This window comes from Novosphingobium sp. G106 (genome assembly GCF_019075875.1).
In the GTDB taxonomy this organism is placed as follows: Bacteria; Pseudomonadota; Alphaproteobacteria; order Sphingomonadales; family Sphingomonadaceae; genus Novosphingobium.
Genome location: NZ_JAHOOZ010000001.1, coordinates 3,781,675 through 3,796,613 on the forward strand (window position 1 = coordinate 3,781,675; position 14,939 = coordinate 3,796,613).

A 14,939-nucleotide genomic window follows, 5' to 3' on the forward strand; every position below is an offset into this window, starting at 1 on the left:
CTATTCGGCAACGATCATGCGGACGGGCGTCGGGTTGAAGCCGTTGCAGGGGTTGTTGATCTGCGGGCAGTTCGAGACGACGACGTCGACATCCATCTCGGCGCGCAGATCCACGGTCAGCCCCGGCGCGGAAATCCCGTCGACGATGCCCAGCGCGCCGTCGGCCTCGACCGGCACATTCATGAAGAAGTTGATGTTCGAGACCATGTCGCGCTTGCCGCGGCCGACGCGGACATTGGCGTCGAGGAAGTTGTCGACGCAGCTGTGCTGGGCCTTCGTGTGGTGGCCATAGCGCAGCGTGTTGCTCTCGCAGGAACACGCTCCGCCGATCGTGTCGTGATAGGCGACCGAAGTGCCAATGATCGTCATCATCGGCCGACCCTCGTTCGACAGCAGCACGGCCCCGTCGCGCAGGAACAGGTTGCCCTGCGCCGCGATCGTGTCCTGCGCGGAATAGCGTTCGGCGTCGTCATCGGCGGCATAGATCAGGAAGTCGACCGCCTGGTTGCCTTCGAGATCGACGATGCGCAGCGTCTGCCCTGCATAGACGCGGAACAGCCAGGGTGCGCGCGCGGGCACCACTTCGTCATGGACGATCGTGCCGGCCAGTCCCTCGGTCGCTCTATCGGTCATCTCGGCTTACCTCAGGTAATAGTCTTCGGTGTTGAGGAAGGCGCGCAGCCCTTCGGGGCTGGCATTGCGCAGCGGATCGTCCGCGAGCGTCACCGGGCCGCGCCAGGCGGTCGCGCGCAGCGGCGTCACCGTGTAATCGGCCCGCGGATCGAGCACGTGCGGGCAGTTCGCCAGGACGACGATCAGGTCCATCTCGGCGCGCAGCAACAGCGACCGCCCCGGCGCGAAAGGCCCGATCTGCGGCGTGGTCGCGCCGTCTGCCTCGATCCGGACGCCCTTGAACCAGTTGATGCAGGGATGAACGTCCTTGCGGCCCAGCCCGTGCTTGGCGGCGCCGAGCATGAAGCGGTCTCGGGCGTTGGGATGGGTGCCATAGTTGACGCCGTCGCCGTACTTGCGCGCGTTCGACGCGTCGTTCGAGGGGCCGCAGAAAGCGTCGTGGGTTTCCGCGCCGTCCTTGACGATCGACATCATGACGCGGCCCATGTCGGACAGCAGCAGCTTGCCCGCGCCCAGGTAGCCGTTCCACTGCACCTTGACCGTATCGGCGACATTGAGCCGTTCGAGCGGGTTCTCCGCGTTGAACAACAGCATCGAAGTGCAGGCATCGCCTTGGAGGTCGATCAGCCGCAGCCGCGCGCCGCGCGCCAGCCGGCGCGAGGCATAGCCGCCTGCCGCGATGGTCTCTTCCCAAAGGACGGGCCCGTCCGCATCTGTGGCTACCGCGGGCAATGTCGGCATCGCCTCGACCCTGGTTCCGGCCATCGCACGAGCATGGGCCTGTGCGCCATAGGGATCGGCAGTATTGGCGTCAGGAGCATTTGGCATCAGCGCGACTCCTTGGACGAAAGCGGCGGCAAAAGTGCCGAAGTGGTGACCAGGCGGACCTGCTGCACGCCGCGGATTTTTCGCAGTGCGTCACACAGTTGCTGCAGACGCAGCGCAGTCCCCTGGACCAGCAGGACCTCCATCGACTGGTCGTCTTCGAGGAAGATGTGCTGCGACGAGATGATCTCGGCGATGAAGCCCGACTGGACCTGCGCGAGTGCCTGGCGACCTCGACCGGCTTCGGCGCGGTAGATCAAGGTCACGGTACCGGCGAGCACGGTTTCCGGCCGTTCACGGGCGTTGTGCTCGGTCAGGGCATTGCGAATCAGCTCGGCAATCATCTGCGACCGATTGGCCACGGCACGCTCCAAGACCATGGCGTCGAGTTCTGCGAACAGCTCTGCCGGTAGGCTGACGCTGAGCCTAACGAGCGAGGGTTGGGAGAGGTCGTTCATGATGAAAGCAGCCTATGTTTTATTACGACTATCGTCAATCGTAATATCTATGGTGCGATGCAGCACCAACCGGCGCGCGAAATTTGGGCAATCCGCGCCCACCTGCTCAAAATTTGGGCAGATAATGTGTCGAACTGTTTCTGTTCCGTTTAGAAATCACAACAAAATGTAAATGGCACACCCCTTGCTTAGGGAATGGCGACCCATGAAGGTCCAATTGCTCTCAAGGGGGGTTCCCAATGTATAAAAGCTTTGCCGCAGCCATCGCTCTCGCCACGGCCGCCATCGTTCCCACCATCGCCTATGCCGACGAGCCGGCGCCCGATCTCAAGGTCACCGGCAGCGTCACACTCGCCAGCGAATACCGCCTGCGCGGCATCTCGCAGTCGGACAGCGATCCCGCCATCCAGGGCGGCATCACCGTCGCCCACTCGTCGGGCCTCTATGTCAGCACCTGGGCCTCGAACCTCGCCGGCAACGGCACGTTCGGCGGTTCGAACATGGAATTCGACGCCATCGCCGGCTTCACCAAGGGCGTTGGCCCGGTGACGTTCGACCTCGGCGGCATCTACTACATCTATCCCGGCACCCACGGTCACGACTTCTTCGAGATCTACGGCTCGGTCTCGGGCAAGGTCGGTCCGGTCAACGCCAAGCTCGGCACCTACTGGGCGCCGCCACAGACCAACATCGGCGTCAGCAACGGCAGCAAGGGCAACAACATCTGGGTCTATACCGACCTCGCCCTGCCGATCCAGGGCACCCCGATCACGCTCAAGGGCCATGCCGGCTATTCGGACGGTGACAGCCTCTACACCAAGGGCGCGGCCGCGTTCGATCCGTTCGACACCGAAGGCAGCCATGGCGTGTTCGACTATGGCGTGGGCGTCGACCTGACCTGGAAGGCGCTGACGCTGAACGTCTCGTACATCGGCACCGACCTCGACCGGTCCTATGCCGACCTGAACTTCGGTGCGGGCAGCCACACCGGCCACAAGATCACCAAGGGCGACATCGTCGCCACGCTGACCGCGGCGTTCTGATCTGATGTGAATACCGGCCCCGCCCGTGCACAGGCTGCCACGGGCGGGGCCACCTCGACGCAATAACCGAAATAACAGGGCAGCCGAAGCATGCGCGTCGTCAACATCAAGCCGCACCGCGGCGCCCGGATCCTGATTGGCGCCGTTCCGATCGTGATCCTGCTGATCGTCTATGCGATCTTCTCCGCCGCGCGGCTCGACGCCAATCCCAACGACAAGGTCCTCCCCACTTTCGCCGCGATGGCGCAGGAAGTGGTGCGGCTGACCACCCAGACCGATCCGCGCACCGGTGAGATCACCGCAGTGGCGGATACCCTGGCCAGCCTCTACCGGCTCGGCATCGGCGTGCTGATCGCCACGGTCTCGACCCTCATCATCGGCCTGGCGCTGGGCGTCGTGCCGCTGGTCCGCGCGGCGCTCGGCCCGATCGTCGCGATCATCGCCGTGATCCCGCCGATCGCGGTGCTGCCGATCCTGTTCATCGCCATGGGCCTGGGCGAAGCCTCGAAGATCGCGCTGATCGCGGTGGGCATCGCGCCGTTCATGATCCGCGACCTCGCCGGCCACGTCGCGAGCCTACCCGCCGAGCAGTTCGTCAAGGCGCAGACGCTGGGTGCCAATTCCTGGCAGCTGACCCTGCGCGTCGCGCTGCCGCAAGCCTTGCCGCGGCTGATCGACTCCTTGCGCCTCTCGATGGGGCCCGCCTGGGTGTTCCTGATCTCGGCCGAGGCGATCGCCTCCGACGTCGGGCTCGGCTACCGCATCTTCCTCGTCCGGCGTTATCTCGCGATGGACACGATCCTGCCCTACGTCGCCTGGATCTCGCTGCTCGCCATCGCCACCGACGCGCTGCTCCAGTGGATCAGCCGCAAGGCCTTCCCCTGGGCCCACGGAGACGCGAAATGAGCGCGCTCCTCCAATTCCAGGAGGTCTGGGTCGAATATGGCGAGAAGGTCGTGCTCGAACGCGTCAGCCTCGACATCCAGGAAGGCGAGTTCGTCTCGGTCGTCGGCCCTTCGGGCGCGGGCAAGAGCACGTTCCTGCGGCTCGTCCTCGGCCAGGAAGGCCCGACGCGTGGCAAGATCCTGCTCGACGGCACGCCGCTGACTCCCGAATGCCATCCCGACCGCGGTGTCGTGTTCCAGCGCTATTCGGTCTTTCCGCACCTCACCGCCCTGCAGAACGTCGCTTTCGGGCTCGAATGCGACGCTTCGCCGCTGCTGGGCAAGCTGTTCGGCGGTGCCAAGCGCAAGGCCAATGCCGCGGCGACGGAGATGCTCGCCGCCGTCGGCCTCGAGCACAACCTCAACGTCTATCCCGCGCAGATGTCGGGCGGCATGCAGCAGCGCCTGGCGATCGCCCAGGCGCTGATCAAGCACCCGCGCGTGCTGCTACTCGACGAGCCGTTCGGCGCGCTCGATCCCGGCATCCGCAACGACATGCACGGGCTGGTGACCAAGCTGTGGCGCGAGCACGGCCTGACCATCGTCATGGTCACGCACGACATCAAGGAAGCCTTCAAGCTGGGCACGCGCGTGTTGGCCTTCGACAAGCGCCGGATCGATCCGCAAGCGCCCAACCGCTACGGCGCGACGGCGGTCTACGACATGCCGGTATCGAAGCGCGCCGACATGGAGGTCGCGACGCCGGACTAGAATTAGTCAGTGCATTAGGTACCGCAAAGGGAACCTGCGGCGTCTTTCTCGGTTAAGTGACCCGGTAACTTAACGAGACAGACGGAACTTGATGACGGAAGCCAAATTTCATGTCGATCTGACGAATTGCGATCGCGAGCCGATCCATCTGCTCGGCGCGATCCAGCCGGTCGGTTTTCTCCTCGCGCTTAGCACCGACTGGCTCATCGCCCGCGCCTCGGCCAATGTCGCCGACTACCTCGGCCATTCGCCCGAAGAGCTGATCGGCAATCCGCTTTCGGACTTCCTAGACCCCCAGCTGATCCACGACCTGCGCAATCGCTGCGCCTATCTGGTCAATTCGGACACGGTCGAGCGCCTGTTCAGCTGCGAGCTAGGCCCGCGCGGTGAATCGTTCGACGTCGCGATCCATTTCTCGAACAAGCAGATCATCATCGAGGCGGAGCCGGGCAGCAAGAACCCCGGCGACGCCACCGGCACCGTGCGCTGGATGATGGCGCGGCTCGACGCCCAGCCCGATATCGAAGCCTTCTACCGCGAAGGCGCCCGGCAGATCCGCGCGCTGCTCGGCTACGACCGGGTCATGGTCTACAAGTTCGCCCAGGATGGGCACGGCGAAGTCGTGGCCGAGGCCTGCAAGCCGGGCATCGGCACGTTCAAGGGCCTGCACTACCCGGCCAGCGACATCCCCAAGCAGGCGCGCGCGCTCTATCAGCGCAACCTGATCCGCATCATCCACGACGTGAACGCCGCGCCGGTGCCGATCGTGCCGACGCTGAACGAGAACGGCCAGCCTATCGACCTGTCGCTCTCGGTGCTGCGCTCGGTCTCGCCGATCCATCTCGAATATCTGCGCAACATGGGCGTCGGCGCCTCGCTGTCGATTTCGATCATCGTCGAGGACAAGCTCTGGGGGCTGTTCGCCTGCCACCACTATTCGCCCCTCTCGCCGACCTTCGAGCGCCGCTCGCTGAGCGAGCTGTTCTCGCAAATGTTCTCGCTGCGGCTCGAAAGCCGCGAACGGCGTGAACTGGTCGAATACGAGCGCCAGGCGCGCGACATCTCGGACCAGCTGCTCGGCGCGGTGGCGTCGGACGAGACCTTGCTCAAGGATCCCGACTGGCTAGGCGACATCCTGACCAGCGCCATCCCGGCCGATGGCGTCGGCGTCTGGATCAACGGCGCCTACGCCTTCTCGGGCGTGACCCCGCCGACCGACGATTTCCGCCGCATCGTCCGCGCGCTGAACGGCACCGCGGCGGGCAAGGTGTTCGCCACCGAGCACATCGGCTCGCTGGTAGACGGCGCGGCCAGCTTCGCCAGGGAAGCCTCCGGGCTGCTCGCCATTCCGATCTCGCGAAGCCCGCGCGATTACGTCGTGCTGTTCCGGTCAGAGATGAAGGAAAAGGTGCGCTGGGCCGGCGATCCACACAAGCCGGTCGAATACGGCCCCAACGGCCCGCGCCTGACCCCGCGTGAGAGCTTCGCCGAATGGCAGGAGCAGGTCGAAGGCAGGTCGGCGCCGTTCACGCCCTCGCAGCTCCGCGTCGCCGAAACGCTGCGCGCCACGCTGATCGAGGTCGTGCTGCGCCTGGCCGACGAGGCGGCGGCGCAGCGCCACCAGGCCAATGCCCGGCAGGAACTGCTGATCGCCGAGCTCAACCACCGCGTACGAAACATCCTCGGCGTTATCCGCGGCCTCATCCGCCAGTCGCAGCCCGACGAGGAAGCGGTCAAGGACTTCGTCAAGGTCGTCGACGGTCGCATTCACGCGCTCGCCCGCGCGCACAACCAGATCACGGACGACCACTGGGGGCCCGCTCCGTTCGAGGCGTTGATCGAGGCCGAGGCCGCCGCTTTCGCTGCCAACAAGCAGAATTCGATCATCTCCGGCGGCCCGCCCGTGCTGCTCAACCCGCAGGCCTATTCGACCATGGCGCTGGTGATCCACGAGCTGGTGACCAATTCGACCAAGTACGGCAGCCTCTCGGGCGATGGCGAGGTCCATCTGAGCTGGGAACGCAACGGAGCCGGCGACCTCGTCATTACCTGGCAGGAGGTCGGCGGCCCGCCGGTGAAGAAGCCGACGCGCAAGGGCTTCGGCACGACGATCATCGATCGCTCGGTCCCCTACGACCTTGGCGGCGCAGCCAAGATCGAATATGATCCCGCCGGCGTGCGCGCGGTGTTCTGCATTCCTAAGCGGCACGTCAGCGAACGCCCGAAAAGCATGTCGGCCCGGTCGAGCGTGCCGCATGACAGGCGGGTCAAGGACGTGCCGGTCCAGCCCGATCTGCTTACCGACGTCTCGGTCCTGCTGGTCGAGGACAGTTTGATCATCGCGCTCGACGCCGAGGACATCCTGCAGCGGTTCGGTGCGACGATCGCCACGGCCTCGACGGTCCATGCCGCGCACGACCTGCTCGACGAGTTCCGGCCCGACGTCGCGATCCTGGACATCAACCTCGGCGATCAGACCAGCTTCAGCATCGCCGACCGGCTGCACGACCTCGGCGTGCCGTTCTTCTTCGCTTCGGGCTACGGCGAACAGGCGAAACTGCCGATGGAGCATCGCATGCGCCCCGTCGTGCAGAAGCCGTACACGACGGGAAACATCATGCGCAGCGTCGAAGATCTGCTCGGGATCAGTCCGGCGCGGGATTGACCAGGGCCGGTGTAGAACGACATCGTCACCAACGACCAGATCAGGAAAGTCATCGGACGTGGAAGCATCTGAACAGTCGGCCGTCACCCGGCTACGCGCCGCAACGCGGCCCGATCACGAGGCGGTCGACAGCGCCTACGGCCATTTCGCGATCGGCACGCGCGACGGCTACCGCGATTTTCTCACGGCCCATGCGCGCATCCTGCCCCTGGCCGAGCGCCTTATCCAGCCGGGTAACCTCGTCGAGAACTGGCACGGCCGGACGGAAGCGCTGATCGACGATCTGCACGCGCTCGGCGGCGAGGCGCCCGCCGAGCTCGATTTCGCCCTGCCCGAGGGCGAGGCGGCGCGCTGGGGCGCGCTCTACGTCATCGAAGGCTCGCGACTGGGCGGCGCGGTGCTCGCGAAGATGGTGCCTGCCGAGCTGCCCGCCGCCTATCTCGGCGCGCGCCATCCCCAGGGCGCGTGGCGGGCGCTGCTGGAACGGCTGGACGAAGCCGATACCGGCCCGACCTGGCGCGACGAAGCGGAGCGCGGCGCCAAGGCCATGTTCGGTGCCTACTTGGCGGCTGCGCGGGCCTAGCCAAAAGTAAAAGGGCCCCGGCTGGTGCCGAGGCCCTCCTTTCCCACTCACTGGAAAGTCAGAGTTTCCCGTCGGCCGCCATCTGCATGTAGGTGGGGTCAAAGCGCAGGCGCACATTGGCCTTGTCGCCCAGTACCTTGCCGCCGGGGAATTCGATGCCGATAGCGTCGACCGACTTGGCATTCGGTCCGAACAGCCCCTTGGAGAAGCTGAACTGACGCACGCCGTCTTCGTGCTTCATGATGTCGGGGCCGGTGTTGTAGGCCACGGCATCGGCCGCCTTGTAGTAGAGGAACGTGGTCTTGAGCTGGGCCTCGTAGTTCTCGGTCGTGGTGCCCGAGAGCTTGGCCATCTCGGCGATCGCCGCCTTCGAGGCATCGTCGCCCTTGGCCATGATCCCCATGACTTCGTACCAGGCGCCGACGAGGGCTTTGCCGAGATCGGGGTTGGCTTTCAGCGTCGCGGTCGAGACGGTCATCAGGTCCTGGATCTCATTCGGGATCTTCGAGCTGTCGAACACCTCGGTAGCGCCGGCGGCCTTCTTGATCTCGGCGAGCTGCGGGTTCCAGGCGGTGACCGCAGTGACTTCGGGCGAGCCGAAGGCACCGACGATGTCGGCGTCGGAGGTATTGACCGTCTTGACGTCGGGCAGCTTCAGCCCGTTCATCTCGAGCGCACGGGCGAGCAGGTAGTGCGAGACCGACAGCTCGACCAGGTTGACCGTGCGGCCTTTGATGTCGGCCATGGTCTTGCCGTTCTTCAGGACGATGCCGTCGTTGCCGTTCGAATAGTCGCCCATGATCAGCGCAGTGGTGTCCTTGCCGCCTGCGGCCGGGATCGTCAGCGCGTCCATGTTGGTCGAGCCGACGCCGTCGAGCTTGCCGGCGGTGTACTGGTTGATCGACTCCACGTAGTCGTTGACCTGGATCAGGTTGATCTTGATGCCGTACTTGTCGGCCCACTTCTTGAGGATGCCGCTCTTTTCGGCATAGGCCCAGGGCATCCAGCCGGCGTAGATCGACCAGCCGATGTTGAATTCCTTCTTCGGCGCCTCGGCAGCCGGCGCGGCGGCCGATTCTTCCTTCTTGGCGCCGCTGCAGGCCGAGACCGTCAGCATGGCGGCGATCAGCGCCGCGTTCAGCGATTTCTTCCATTCGATCTTCATAGGACCCCTTTCGGTGAGCGGTTCAGGCGAGTGAATGCCGCACCGCCTGGCCGAAGCTGGCAAGTGGGCGTGACGTTTCGGGCAATAGAATCTCGCCGCGCTCGGCGCGGTCTTTGAGATAGCGGAAGGTCTGGACGGTCTGGGCGTAGAGATGCTCGCCGGTGCGGATCGGCTCGGCGTTTCGTGCCAACGGCGCCAGCTCGACGTCGTAGTCGAGCGCGAAGAACAGCGGGAACGAATAGCGCTCCTCGGCCACCTTGCGCACGCGGTGCGAGGTGGCGACGAAGGCCCCGCCCGACCAGAACTCCATCATGTCGCCGATGTTTACGATGAGCCCGCCCGGCACCGGCGGAACGTCGACCCATTCACCGGCCGCGTTCATCACCTCGAGCCCCGGCCCCGTCGCGAGCAACAGGGTGAAGCATTCGTAGTCGGTATGGGCGCCGATGCCCGGCGCGTCCGACGCCTCCGCATCGTAGGGATAGTGGACCAACCGGAGCTGGCTCGGCGGCGTGCCGACGAGATGGTCGAAGCTGTCCGCCGGGCGGCCGAGCGCCTGGGCGAAACCGCGCAACAGCCGCCGGCCGACCGCGAAGGCTGCGGCGTAGTAGGCCATGATGTCCTCGCGGAAACCCGGCAGCTCGGGCCACTGGTTGGGTCCGAGCATCGGATGGCCCGCGGGAACCTCGCCCGCAGGCAGGTCGAGCGCGAGGTCGAAGGCTTCCTTGCGGTCGCGCTTGCCTGTGGCGAAGACTTCCTCGCCTTCAGGCACGTAGCCGCGGTGGTTGGTCGAGCGGCCGATATAGCTGGCCATCTTCGCTGCCTCGGGTTGGGCGAAGAAGGCCTTGGCCGCTGCGCGCAGGCGCTCGGTGACCGCGGGCGCGATGCCGTGGCCGGTGACATGGAGGAAGCCGACATCGCCCGCCGCCCGGCGCAGCGCCTCGACCGCCGCTGCTTCTGCCGCCGGGTCCGCACCGCCGAGTGCGGCAATATCAACAACCGGAATGGAGCTCGGGGCGCTGGCAGGGATCAGCGGACGGGTCGCCTGGGCGAAATCGGCCTCGCCCTCAAGCTTCACCAGGCTCAGCCGGCGGGCGATCGGCAGCCCCTGCGCATCCATGTCGGCCATGGTCAGACGGCCGCCAGCTAATTCCGCTCCGGGCCGAAGCAGCATTGCGCCTTCGCGCCAGGGCAGCGTCGAGCGGTCGATCCGCCAGCCCTCGGCGCTCACCGTACCCAGCGCGATCTCGCAATCGACCAGCTCGCGCGCTTCCGCCGCGCTCGCCTGGCCTACACGATCGAGCAGGCATTCGCCGGGGCGCAACGACACGGCACGCTCGCGGGCATAGCCGAAACGGTCGCCGCAGCGCACGAGCATGATCAGCCGGTCGTCCTCTGACAGCAGCTGCGCGGCCCAGCACGGCGCGCCCTTGGTCTCGGGCTCACGTTGCCAGTGCTCGATGTAGACCGCCTCGATGCCGTGCTCGACGAGCAGGTCGCCGTGGTCTTCCAACCGGCCGCGATCACCCAGCAGGCCCGCAGGCTGGAAATCGATCGCCCGCGCCCATTCGGCTTCATCGCCGGCGAGATGGAAACTGCCGGCAAAGCCTTCCTGCGCCGCCAGCAGGCGGGCTTCCTCGGGCAGCAGCTCGGCGAGGCAGCTTGCCTGGACCTTGCCGGCGATGGCCGGCGGCTGGCGGAGGTCGACGTAGAGTCCCGGTCCCTGCAGCCAGCCAACTCGAGTCAGCGTATCGACGGGCTGACCCGGCTGCGAAATCAGCAGCCTTTGCCAGAGCCCCGTATAACGCGTCCCGTCCGCCTGCACTCGACAACTCCTGCCATGCTGCAATGCGGAAAAGCTAACGCGACTCACTCATAGCACTAGAGACTAATTTTCGATGAACCTCATAGATTGAGACTATGATGCCTGCGCGCGCAGCCGCCGCCTGATCTCGTCGAGAAACAGCTGGGTCGCCGTGTCGCGCGAGGGGTCGGCGCGCGAGATCAGGTAGATGTCGTAGGACGGCTGCAGTTCGTCGGGCAGCAGCGGCCAGAGCTTGCCCGCATCGACCGCCAGCGCCGCCGCGCCCACGGGCAGGAAACCGATACCCACGCCCAGCGTGATCAGCCGCAGCGCTTCGTGAACATCCTCGGCCTGGCCGGCACGCTCCTGGCCCAGGCCGTGGCGGCTGCGCAGGCGGGTCACGGGCTCGGCCTCGTCGGCGCCGGTAAGGACGAAGCCCTCCCGCTCCAGTCCTTCGAGCCGCGTCATCTTGCGGCCATAGAGCGGGTGCGAGCGTGCGCAGAACAGCTGCTGTGTCTCGACGAACATCGGCTCGTAGATCAGTTCGGGGCCTGCGCCGCCCTCATAGCCGATGCCGACCTCGACCTCGCCGCGCGCCAGCGCTTCGAGCACACCGCGCCAGGCCGAGACCCGCAGTTCCATGGCGATCGCCGGGTGGCGGCGCTTGAACGAGGCGATCGCCTCGTCGAATTCGGGGCAGATGATCGAGGAGATCAGCTGGATACGCACTTCGCCCGAGACGCGCTTGGTCGCCTGGGCGACCTGGTGCTGCGCCATGCGGACGTTGTCGAACACCTCCTCGCAGACCACCTGCAGCGCCTTGCCCGCCTGGGTGATGCGGATGCCGCCGGTCGAGCGCTCGAACAGCCGCGCGCCGAGCTGGTCTTCCAGCCGCTTGAGGGCGGCGCTGATCGACGGCTGCTGCTTGTTGAGGCTCCGCGCCGCCGCACCGATGCCGCCCGCGCGGACAATCTCCATGAAAACCTTGAGCAGGTTCCAGTCGAGATTGCGCGCAAAGTCGCGGTCGATGCGGGGAAGTCCGGCCTGGATTGGACCTTCGGCCATCAAAGCTCCCGGGCGTCGTAGGCCCATTGCAGCAGGGCCTGCCGCTGCTTGGGCCGGCAGAACGGATCGCCAGGCTCGCAATTGCGGGTGACCTGCGCCGCGTGCCGCCGGAACGCGCGCCAGCGGCCGATCTGGCGCTGGTCGTCGTCCATCCGGCGGCCCGAGTAATAACGGCAGTACCACTGGAACCAGCCGCGCGGATCGTCGGGATGTATCCAGCCCTTGGCCTGCCAGACCTTGAGCGGCTTGCTCGCACGGATGCCGTAGTAGTTGAGCGAGCAGTCGGGCTTGCCGCCGGCCAGCTTCGCCTTCGCGAACCAGCTTTCGGGAAACTCGTCGCGGCAATCGGTCATGTACTTGCCGCAGAACACGCCGAGTTCGAGCATCTCGGCGGGGGTCAGCTCCGGTTCGAACCCGAGATCGAAGCTCCGCCCTGCTCCGGCAACACGCGTATAGCGGTATCCCTGCTGCATCCGGTCGTTCACGACCACTTCGACGGGCTTGCTCATGCCCCCGTCATAGAACGCTTTTGCCCGCCGATGAAGCGCCGCCGCCCGCCCCCCTTCGAGCGGGCGGCAGCGGCGGCTACTTGAAGTCGTAGCCGACCTTCAGGCCGAAATAGCGCGGCTTGGTCGGGTAGGCGCGCGAGAACTGGCCGCAGATCTGCGTCGCGCAAACCGAGTTGAGGCTGAGGATACCGCGGGAATCGAAGGCGTTCTGCAGGAAGGCTTCGATGCGGAAGGCGTCCCACTTGGCCCCGAGCGAGAAGTCGGCCGTGGTGAAGCCCTTGGTCGCGCCGACCGCAGCGAAATCCGCATCGGTCAGGAACGAGCGCGTCCCACCCTGGTGCGTCACCGATGCCTGAACGAAGCCCGTCGCATTGGAAACCGGGAACTCGTACCGCGCCGTCGCCGTGCCCTTGAACTTGGGCATGATCGGCAGGCGGGTGCCCTTGGGCGCGGCCGGCGGCGTTCCGGCAACGCAGACGATATTCTTGGTGACCGGATCGACCTGGCAGAGATCGGTCGTGGTCTTTGCGTCGACGTAGGTTCCCGAAGCCGAGAAACTGAGCCCGCCGAACCGCGCCGAAATCTCGCCCTCGACACCGTAGATCCGGGCATCGCCAGCATTGTAGGTATTGGTCACGCCGTTCTGGCCGAGCGGCACGAGGCCGAACTGCACGTTCTTCCACTTCTCATAGAAGGCGGCCCCGTTGAAATAGAACGGGCCCAGGTGGGTCTTCCAACCCACTTCGAAGTTGTCGAGCGTATCGGACTTGAACGGATCGACGCCGGGCCGCCGGTTGTTACCGCCTGGGCGATAGCCACGCGATACCGTGCCATAGAGCATGATGTCGGGCGTTACCTGCCACTTGACGCCGCCGCGCCAGATCGCGCCCTGCTCGACGTTCTTCTTGTCGATATTGGTGCAGGGCGTGGGTGCTATGACCGACGCGCCGGTGATACAGGCCGCGAGGTTGGACGCACTGTTGGTGCCCGAGAAGCCGTAGAGCGTGTTGTTCGCAATGAAGCCGCGGACGCCGGCGATCACAGTGAAGGTGGGCGCGAGATCCCACTCGACCTGGGCGAACATGGCATAATCGCGGTCGGTTCGCTTGATCCGCGTGAGGAACACGGTGTCGGTAGTGCCGAACGGGGTGAGCCAGACGCTGGGCAGCGCGCCGCTGATGCCCTGGGTCTGGTAATCCGCGGAGATCTTGTCGTTCTGGATCTGCAGGAACAGGCCCGCGGTCAGGCGGAAAGGCTTGTCCGTTGGCGAGTTGATCCTGAGTTCATGCGTCTGCTTGGTGTACTTGTCGCCGAGGATCGCATTCTGGGTCGGATCGAGGAAGGTCCCGTCGGGCCGCTGGAAGAAGGTCGCATAGTAGCCGTAGGTGTCATAGGCGACCGAATAATAGGAATAATCGGGCTTGTTCTCGACCCGGCGCTGGAAATAGCCGCCGGCATAGGTGACGTCCCAGTCGCTGAGTTTGCCTTGGATGGTCAGCCCCGCCTGCCACCACTGATCCTTGTAGGTGCTCGGCAGGTAGTCGGTGACCTTGAGGTCACCGACCTTCGGGTCGAACAAATAGCCGCCGTTGCTGAACTGGTGCTGGTAGATGATCGACGGCGTCACCGTCCAGTTGTCGTCGAGATCGATCTTCAGCGCGGCGCGGCCGCCCCAAGTCTCGGTGTCGTTATAGTCGTTCTTGACGAGCTTGCTGTTGTTGACCGTGACATTGGTCAGGTTGTTGGGGTCGCTGGCGGCATCGTCGAGCGTGAAAGTGCGCGTGCCGGGGACATTGTCGATATAGCCGCCCTGCTTGTCGTAGAAACCGACGATGCGGATCGCGGCATTCTCACTCAGCGGCAGGTTGATATAGCCCTCGGCCGTGCCGCTGAAATCGCCGGCGCCGTACTTGCCGACCTGCAGGTCGATCGCGCCGCTGGTCTTGCCGATCTCGGGCTTGTTGGTGATCAGGCGGAGCACGCCCGACAGCGAGCTCGCGCCGAACAGCGTGCCCTGCGGGCCGGCCAGAGCCTCGACGCGGGCAATGTCGTAGACGTGGAAATCGACCGTGCCGCCGATCGTCGTTACCGGGATTTCGTCGACATACATCGAACTGGTCGGCAGCGGGCCGATGTGGAGGCCGTCGCCGCCCGACGAGACGCCGCGGAAGAAGATCTGCGACTGGCCGGGGCCGAACGACTGGAAGCTGACGCTGGGCAGCAGCTTGGCATAGTCGTCGAAGGACTGGACCTGGGCGTTCTCGAGCTTGGCGGCGCCGAGTGCACTTATGCTGATCGGTACGTCCTGCAGCCGTTCCTCGCGGCGCTGCGCGGTAACGACGATGACGTCGTCGTTTGTTGCTTCCTCAGGCGTGCCCTGTGCCTGTGCTAGCGCGGGGAAAGTGATGGCGGTGGTGGCGAGAAGTAACAGTGCGGCGCGGCTCTTGCGGCTGCTGCAGTTCATATGCTCAGACCCCTGACAAATGAGCTATGAGCACAATGTCACGCAAATGCACTGCTTACACAAATGTAAT

General features: G+C 65.4%; 13 protein-coding genes. 5 read left to right on the forward strand and 8 right to left on the reverse strand.

Translation table 11 applies throughout. The annotated features are described in order from the left end of the window. Genes KRR38_RS18020 through KRR38_RS18030 form a run of 3 tightly spaced genes read right to left on the reverse strand, consistent with a single transcriptional unit; the run spans window position 1 to window position 1,916 of the window. Window positions 1–633 carry an urea amidolyase associated protein UAAP2 gene (locus KRR38_RS18020; RefSeq protein ID WP_217404165.1) on the reverse strand — a complete coding sequence of 211 codons (633 nt, stop codon included), beginning with the start codon at window positions 631–633 and terminating at the stop codon, window positions 1–3. A gap of 6 nt (window positions 634–639) precedes the next feature. Next, window positions 640–1,461, reverse strand: a complete 822-nt coding sequence (locus KRR38_RS18025) for an urea amidolyase associated protein UAAP1 (RefSeq protein WP_217404167.1) — start codon at window positions 1,459–1,461, stop codon at window positions 640–642. Beyond that, window positions 1,461–1,916, reverse strand: coding sequence for a CopG family ribbon-helix-helix protein (locus tag KRR38_RS18030; RefSeq protein ID WP_217404169.1), 456 nt, complete (start codon window positions 1,914–1,916; stop codon window positions 1,461–1,463). Before KRR38_RS18030 ends, KRR38_RS18025 begins: the two co-directional genes overlap by 1 nt. A 239-nt stretch (window positions 1,917–2,155) precedes the next feature. Between KRR38_RS18030 and KRR38_RS18035 the strand changes: the two genes are divergently transcribed. From KRR38_RS18035 to KRR38_RS18055, 5 genes are all read left to right on the forward strand, one after another. Next, complete coding sequence (locus KRR38_RS18035) at window positions 2,156–2,959, forward strand: TorF family putative porin (protein WP_217404171.1); 804 nt, start codon at window positions 2,156–2,158, stop codon at window positions 2,957–2,959. A 90-nt stretch (window positions 2,960–3,049) separates the two neighbouring features. Beyond that, window positions 3,050–3,865, forward strand: a complete 816-nt coding sequence (locus tag KRR38_RS18040) for an ABC transporter permease (RefSeq protein WP_217404173.1) — start codon at window positions 3,050–3,052, stop codon at window positions 3,863–3,865. Continuing rightward, window positions 3,862–4,614, forward strand: a complete 753-nt coding sequence (locus KRR38_RS18045; protein ID WP_217404175.1) for an ABC transporter ATP-binding protein — start codon at window positions 3,862–3,864, stop codon at window positions 4,612–4,614. The genes KRR38_RS18040 and KRR38_RS18045 overlap by 4 nt, the downstream gene beginning before the upstream one ends. Window positions 4,615–4,705: 91 nt before the next feature. Then, window positions 4,706–7,279: an HWE histidine kinase domain-containing protein gene (locus KRR38_RS18050; RefSeq protein ID WP_217404177.1), complete on the forward strand. Its 2,574-nt coding sequence runs from the start codon at window positions 4,706–4,708 to the stop codon at window positions 7,277–7,279. 58 nt (window positions 7,280–7,337) lie between these two features. After that, complete coding sequence (locus KRR38_RS18055; RefSeq protein ID WP_217404179.1) at window positions 7,338–7,862, forward strand: biliverdin-producing heme oxygenase; 525 nt, start codon at window positions 7,338–7,340, stop codon at window positions 7,860–7,862. Between the two features lie 58 nt (window positions 7,863–7,920). On the opposite strand, the gene KRR38_RS18060 is transcribed toward KRR38_RS18055, so the two are convergent. The 5 genes from KRR38_RS18060 to KRR38_RS18080 form a co-directional block, all read right to left on the reverse strand. Then, window positions 7,921–9,027: a putative urea ABC transporter substrate-binding protein gene (locus tag KRR38_RS18060; protein WP_217404181.1), complete on the reverse strand. Its 1,107-nt coding sequence runs from the start codon at window positions 9,025–9,027 to the stop codon at window positions 7,921–7,923. 22 nt (window positions 9,028–9,049) lie between these two features. Then, window positions 9,050–10,852 (reverse strand): 2-oxoglutarate and iron-dependent oxygenase domain-containing protein, encoded by a 1,803-nt coding sequence (locus KRR38_RS37420; RefSeq protein ID WP_309141076.1) that lies wholly within the window; start codon window positions 10,850–10,852, stop codon window positions 9,050–9,052. Window positions 10,853–10,945: 93 nt separating this feature from the next. Continuing rightward, window positions 10,946–11,896 (reverse strand): LysR family transcriptional regulator, encoded by a 951-nt coding sequence (locus KRR38_RS18070; RefSeq protein WP_217404183.1) that lies wholly within the window; start codon window positions 11,894–11,896, stop codon window positions 10,946–10,948. Then, window positions 11,896–12,405: a hypothetical protein gene (locus KRR38_RS18075; protein ID WP_217404185.1), complete on the reverse strand. Its 510-nt coding sequence runs from the start codon at window positions 12,403–12,405 to the stop codon at window positions 11,896–11,898. The genes KRR38_RS18070 and KRR38_RS18075 overlap by 1 nt, the downstream gene beginning before the upstream one ends. A 76-nt stretch (window positions 12,406–12,481) precedes the next feature. Continuing rightward, window positions 12,482–14,869, reverse strand: a complete 2,388-nt coding sequence (locus KRR38_RS18080; RefSeq protein WP_217404187.1) for a TonB-dependent receptor — start codon at window positions 14,867–14,869, stop codon at window positions 12,482–12,484. Between the last annotated feature and the right edge of the window lie 70 nt (window positions 14,870–14,939).

Coding starts and splice junctions, on each gene's coding strand:
- KRR38_RS18060 (WP_217404181.1), bottom strand. CDS start 9,027: ATGAAGATCGAATGGAAGAAATCGCTGAACGCGGCGCTGATCGCCGCC.
- KRR38_RS18035 (WP_217404171.1), top strand. CDS start 2,156: ATGTATAAAAGCTTTGCCGCAGCCATCGCTCTCGCCACGGCCGCCATC.
- KRR38_RS18040 (WP_217404173.1), top strand. CDS start 3,050: ATGCGCGTCGTCAACATCAAGCCGCACCGCGGCGCCCGGATCCTGATT.
- KRR38_RS18030 (WP_217404169.1), bottom strand. CDS start 1,916: ATGAACGACCTCTCCCAACCCTCGCTCGTTAGGCTCAGCGTCAGCCTA.
- KRR38_RS18080 (WP_217404187.1), bottom strand. CDS start 14,869: ATGAACTGCAGCAGCCGCAAGAGCCGCGCCGCACTGTTACTTCTCGCC.
- KRR38_RS18045 (WP_217404175.1), top strand. CDS start 3,862: ATGAGCGCGCTCCTCCAATTCCAGGAGGTCTGGGTCGAATATGGCGAG.
- KRR38_RS18075 (WP_217404185.1), bottom strand. CDS start 12,405: ATGAGCAAGCCCGTCGAAGTGGTCGTGAACGACCGGATGCAGCAGGGA.
- KRR38_RS18025 (WP_217404167.1), bottom strand. CDS start 1,461: ATGCCAAATGCTCCTGACGCCAATACTGCCGATCCCTATGGCGCACAG.
- KRR38_RS18050 (WP_217404177.1), top strand. CDS start 4,706: ATGACGGAAGCCAAATTTCATGTCGATCTGACGAATTGCGATCGCGAG.
- KRR38_RS18070 (WP_217404183.1), bottom strand. CDS start 11,896: ATGGCCGAAGGTCCAATCCAGGCCGGACTTCCCCGCATCGACCGCGAC.
- KRR38_RS18020 (WP_217404165.1), bottom strand. CDS start 633: ATGACCGATAGAGCGACCGAGGGACTGGCCGGCACGATCGTCCATGAC.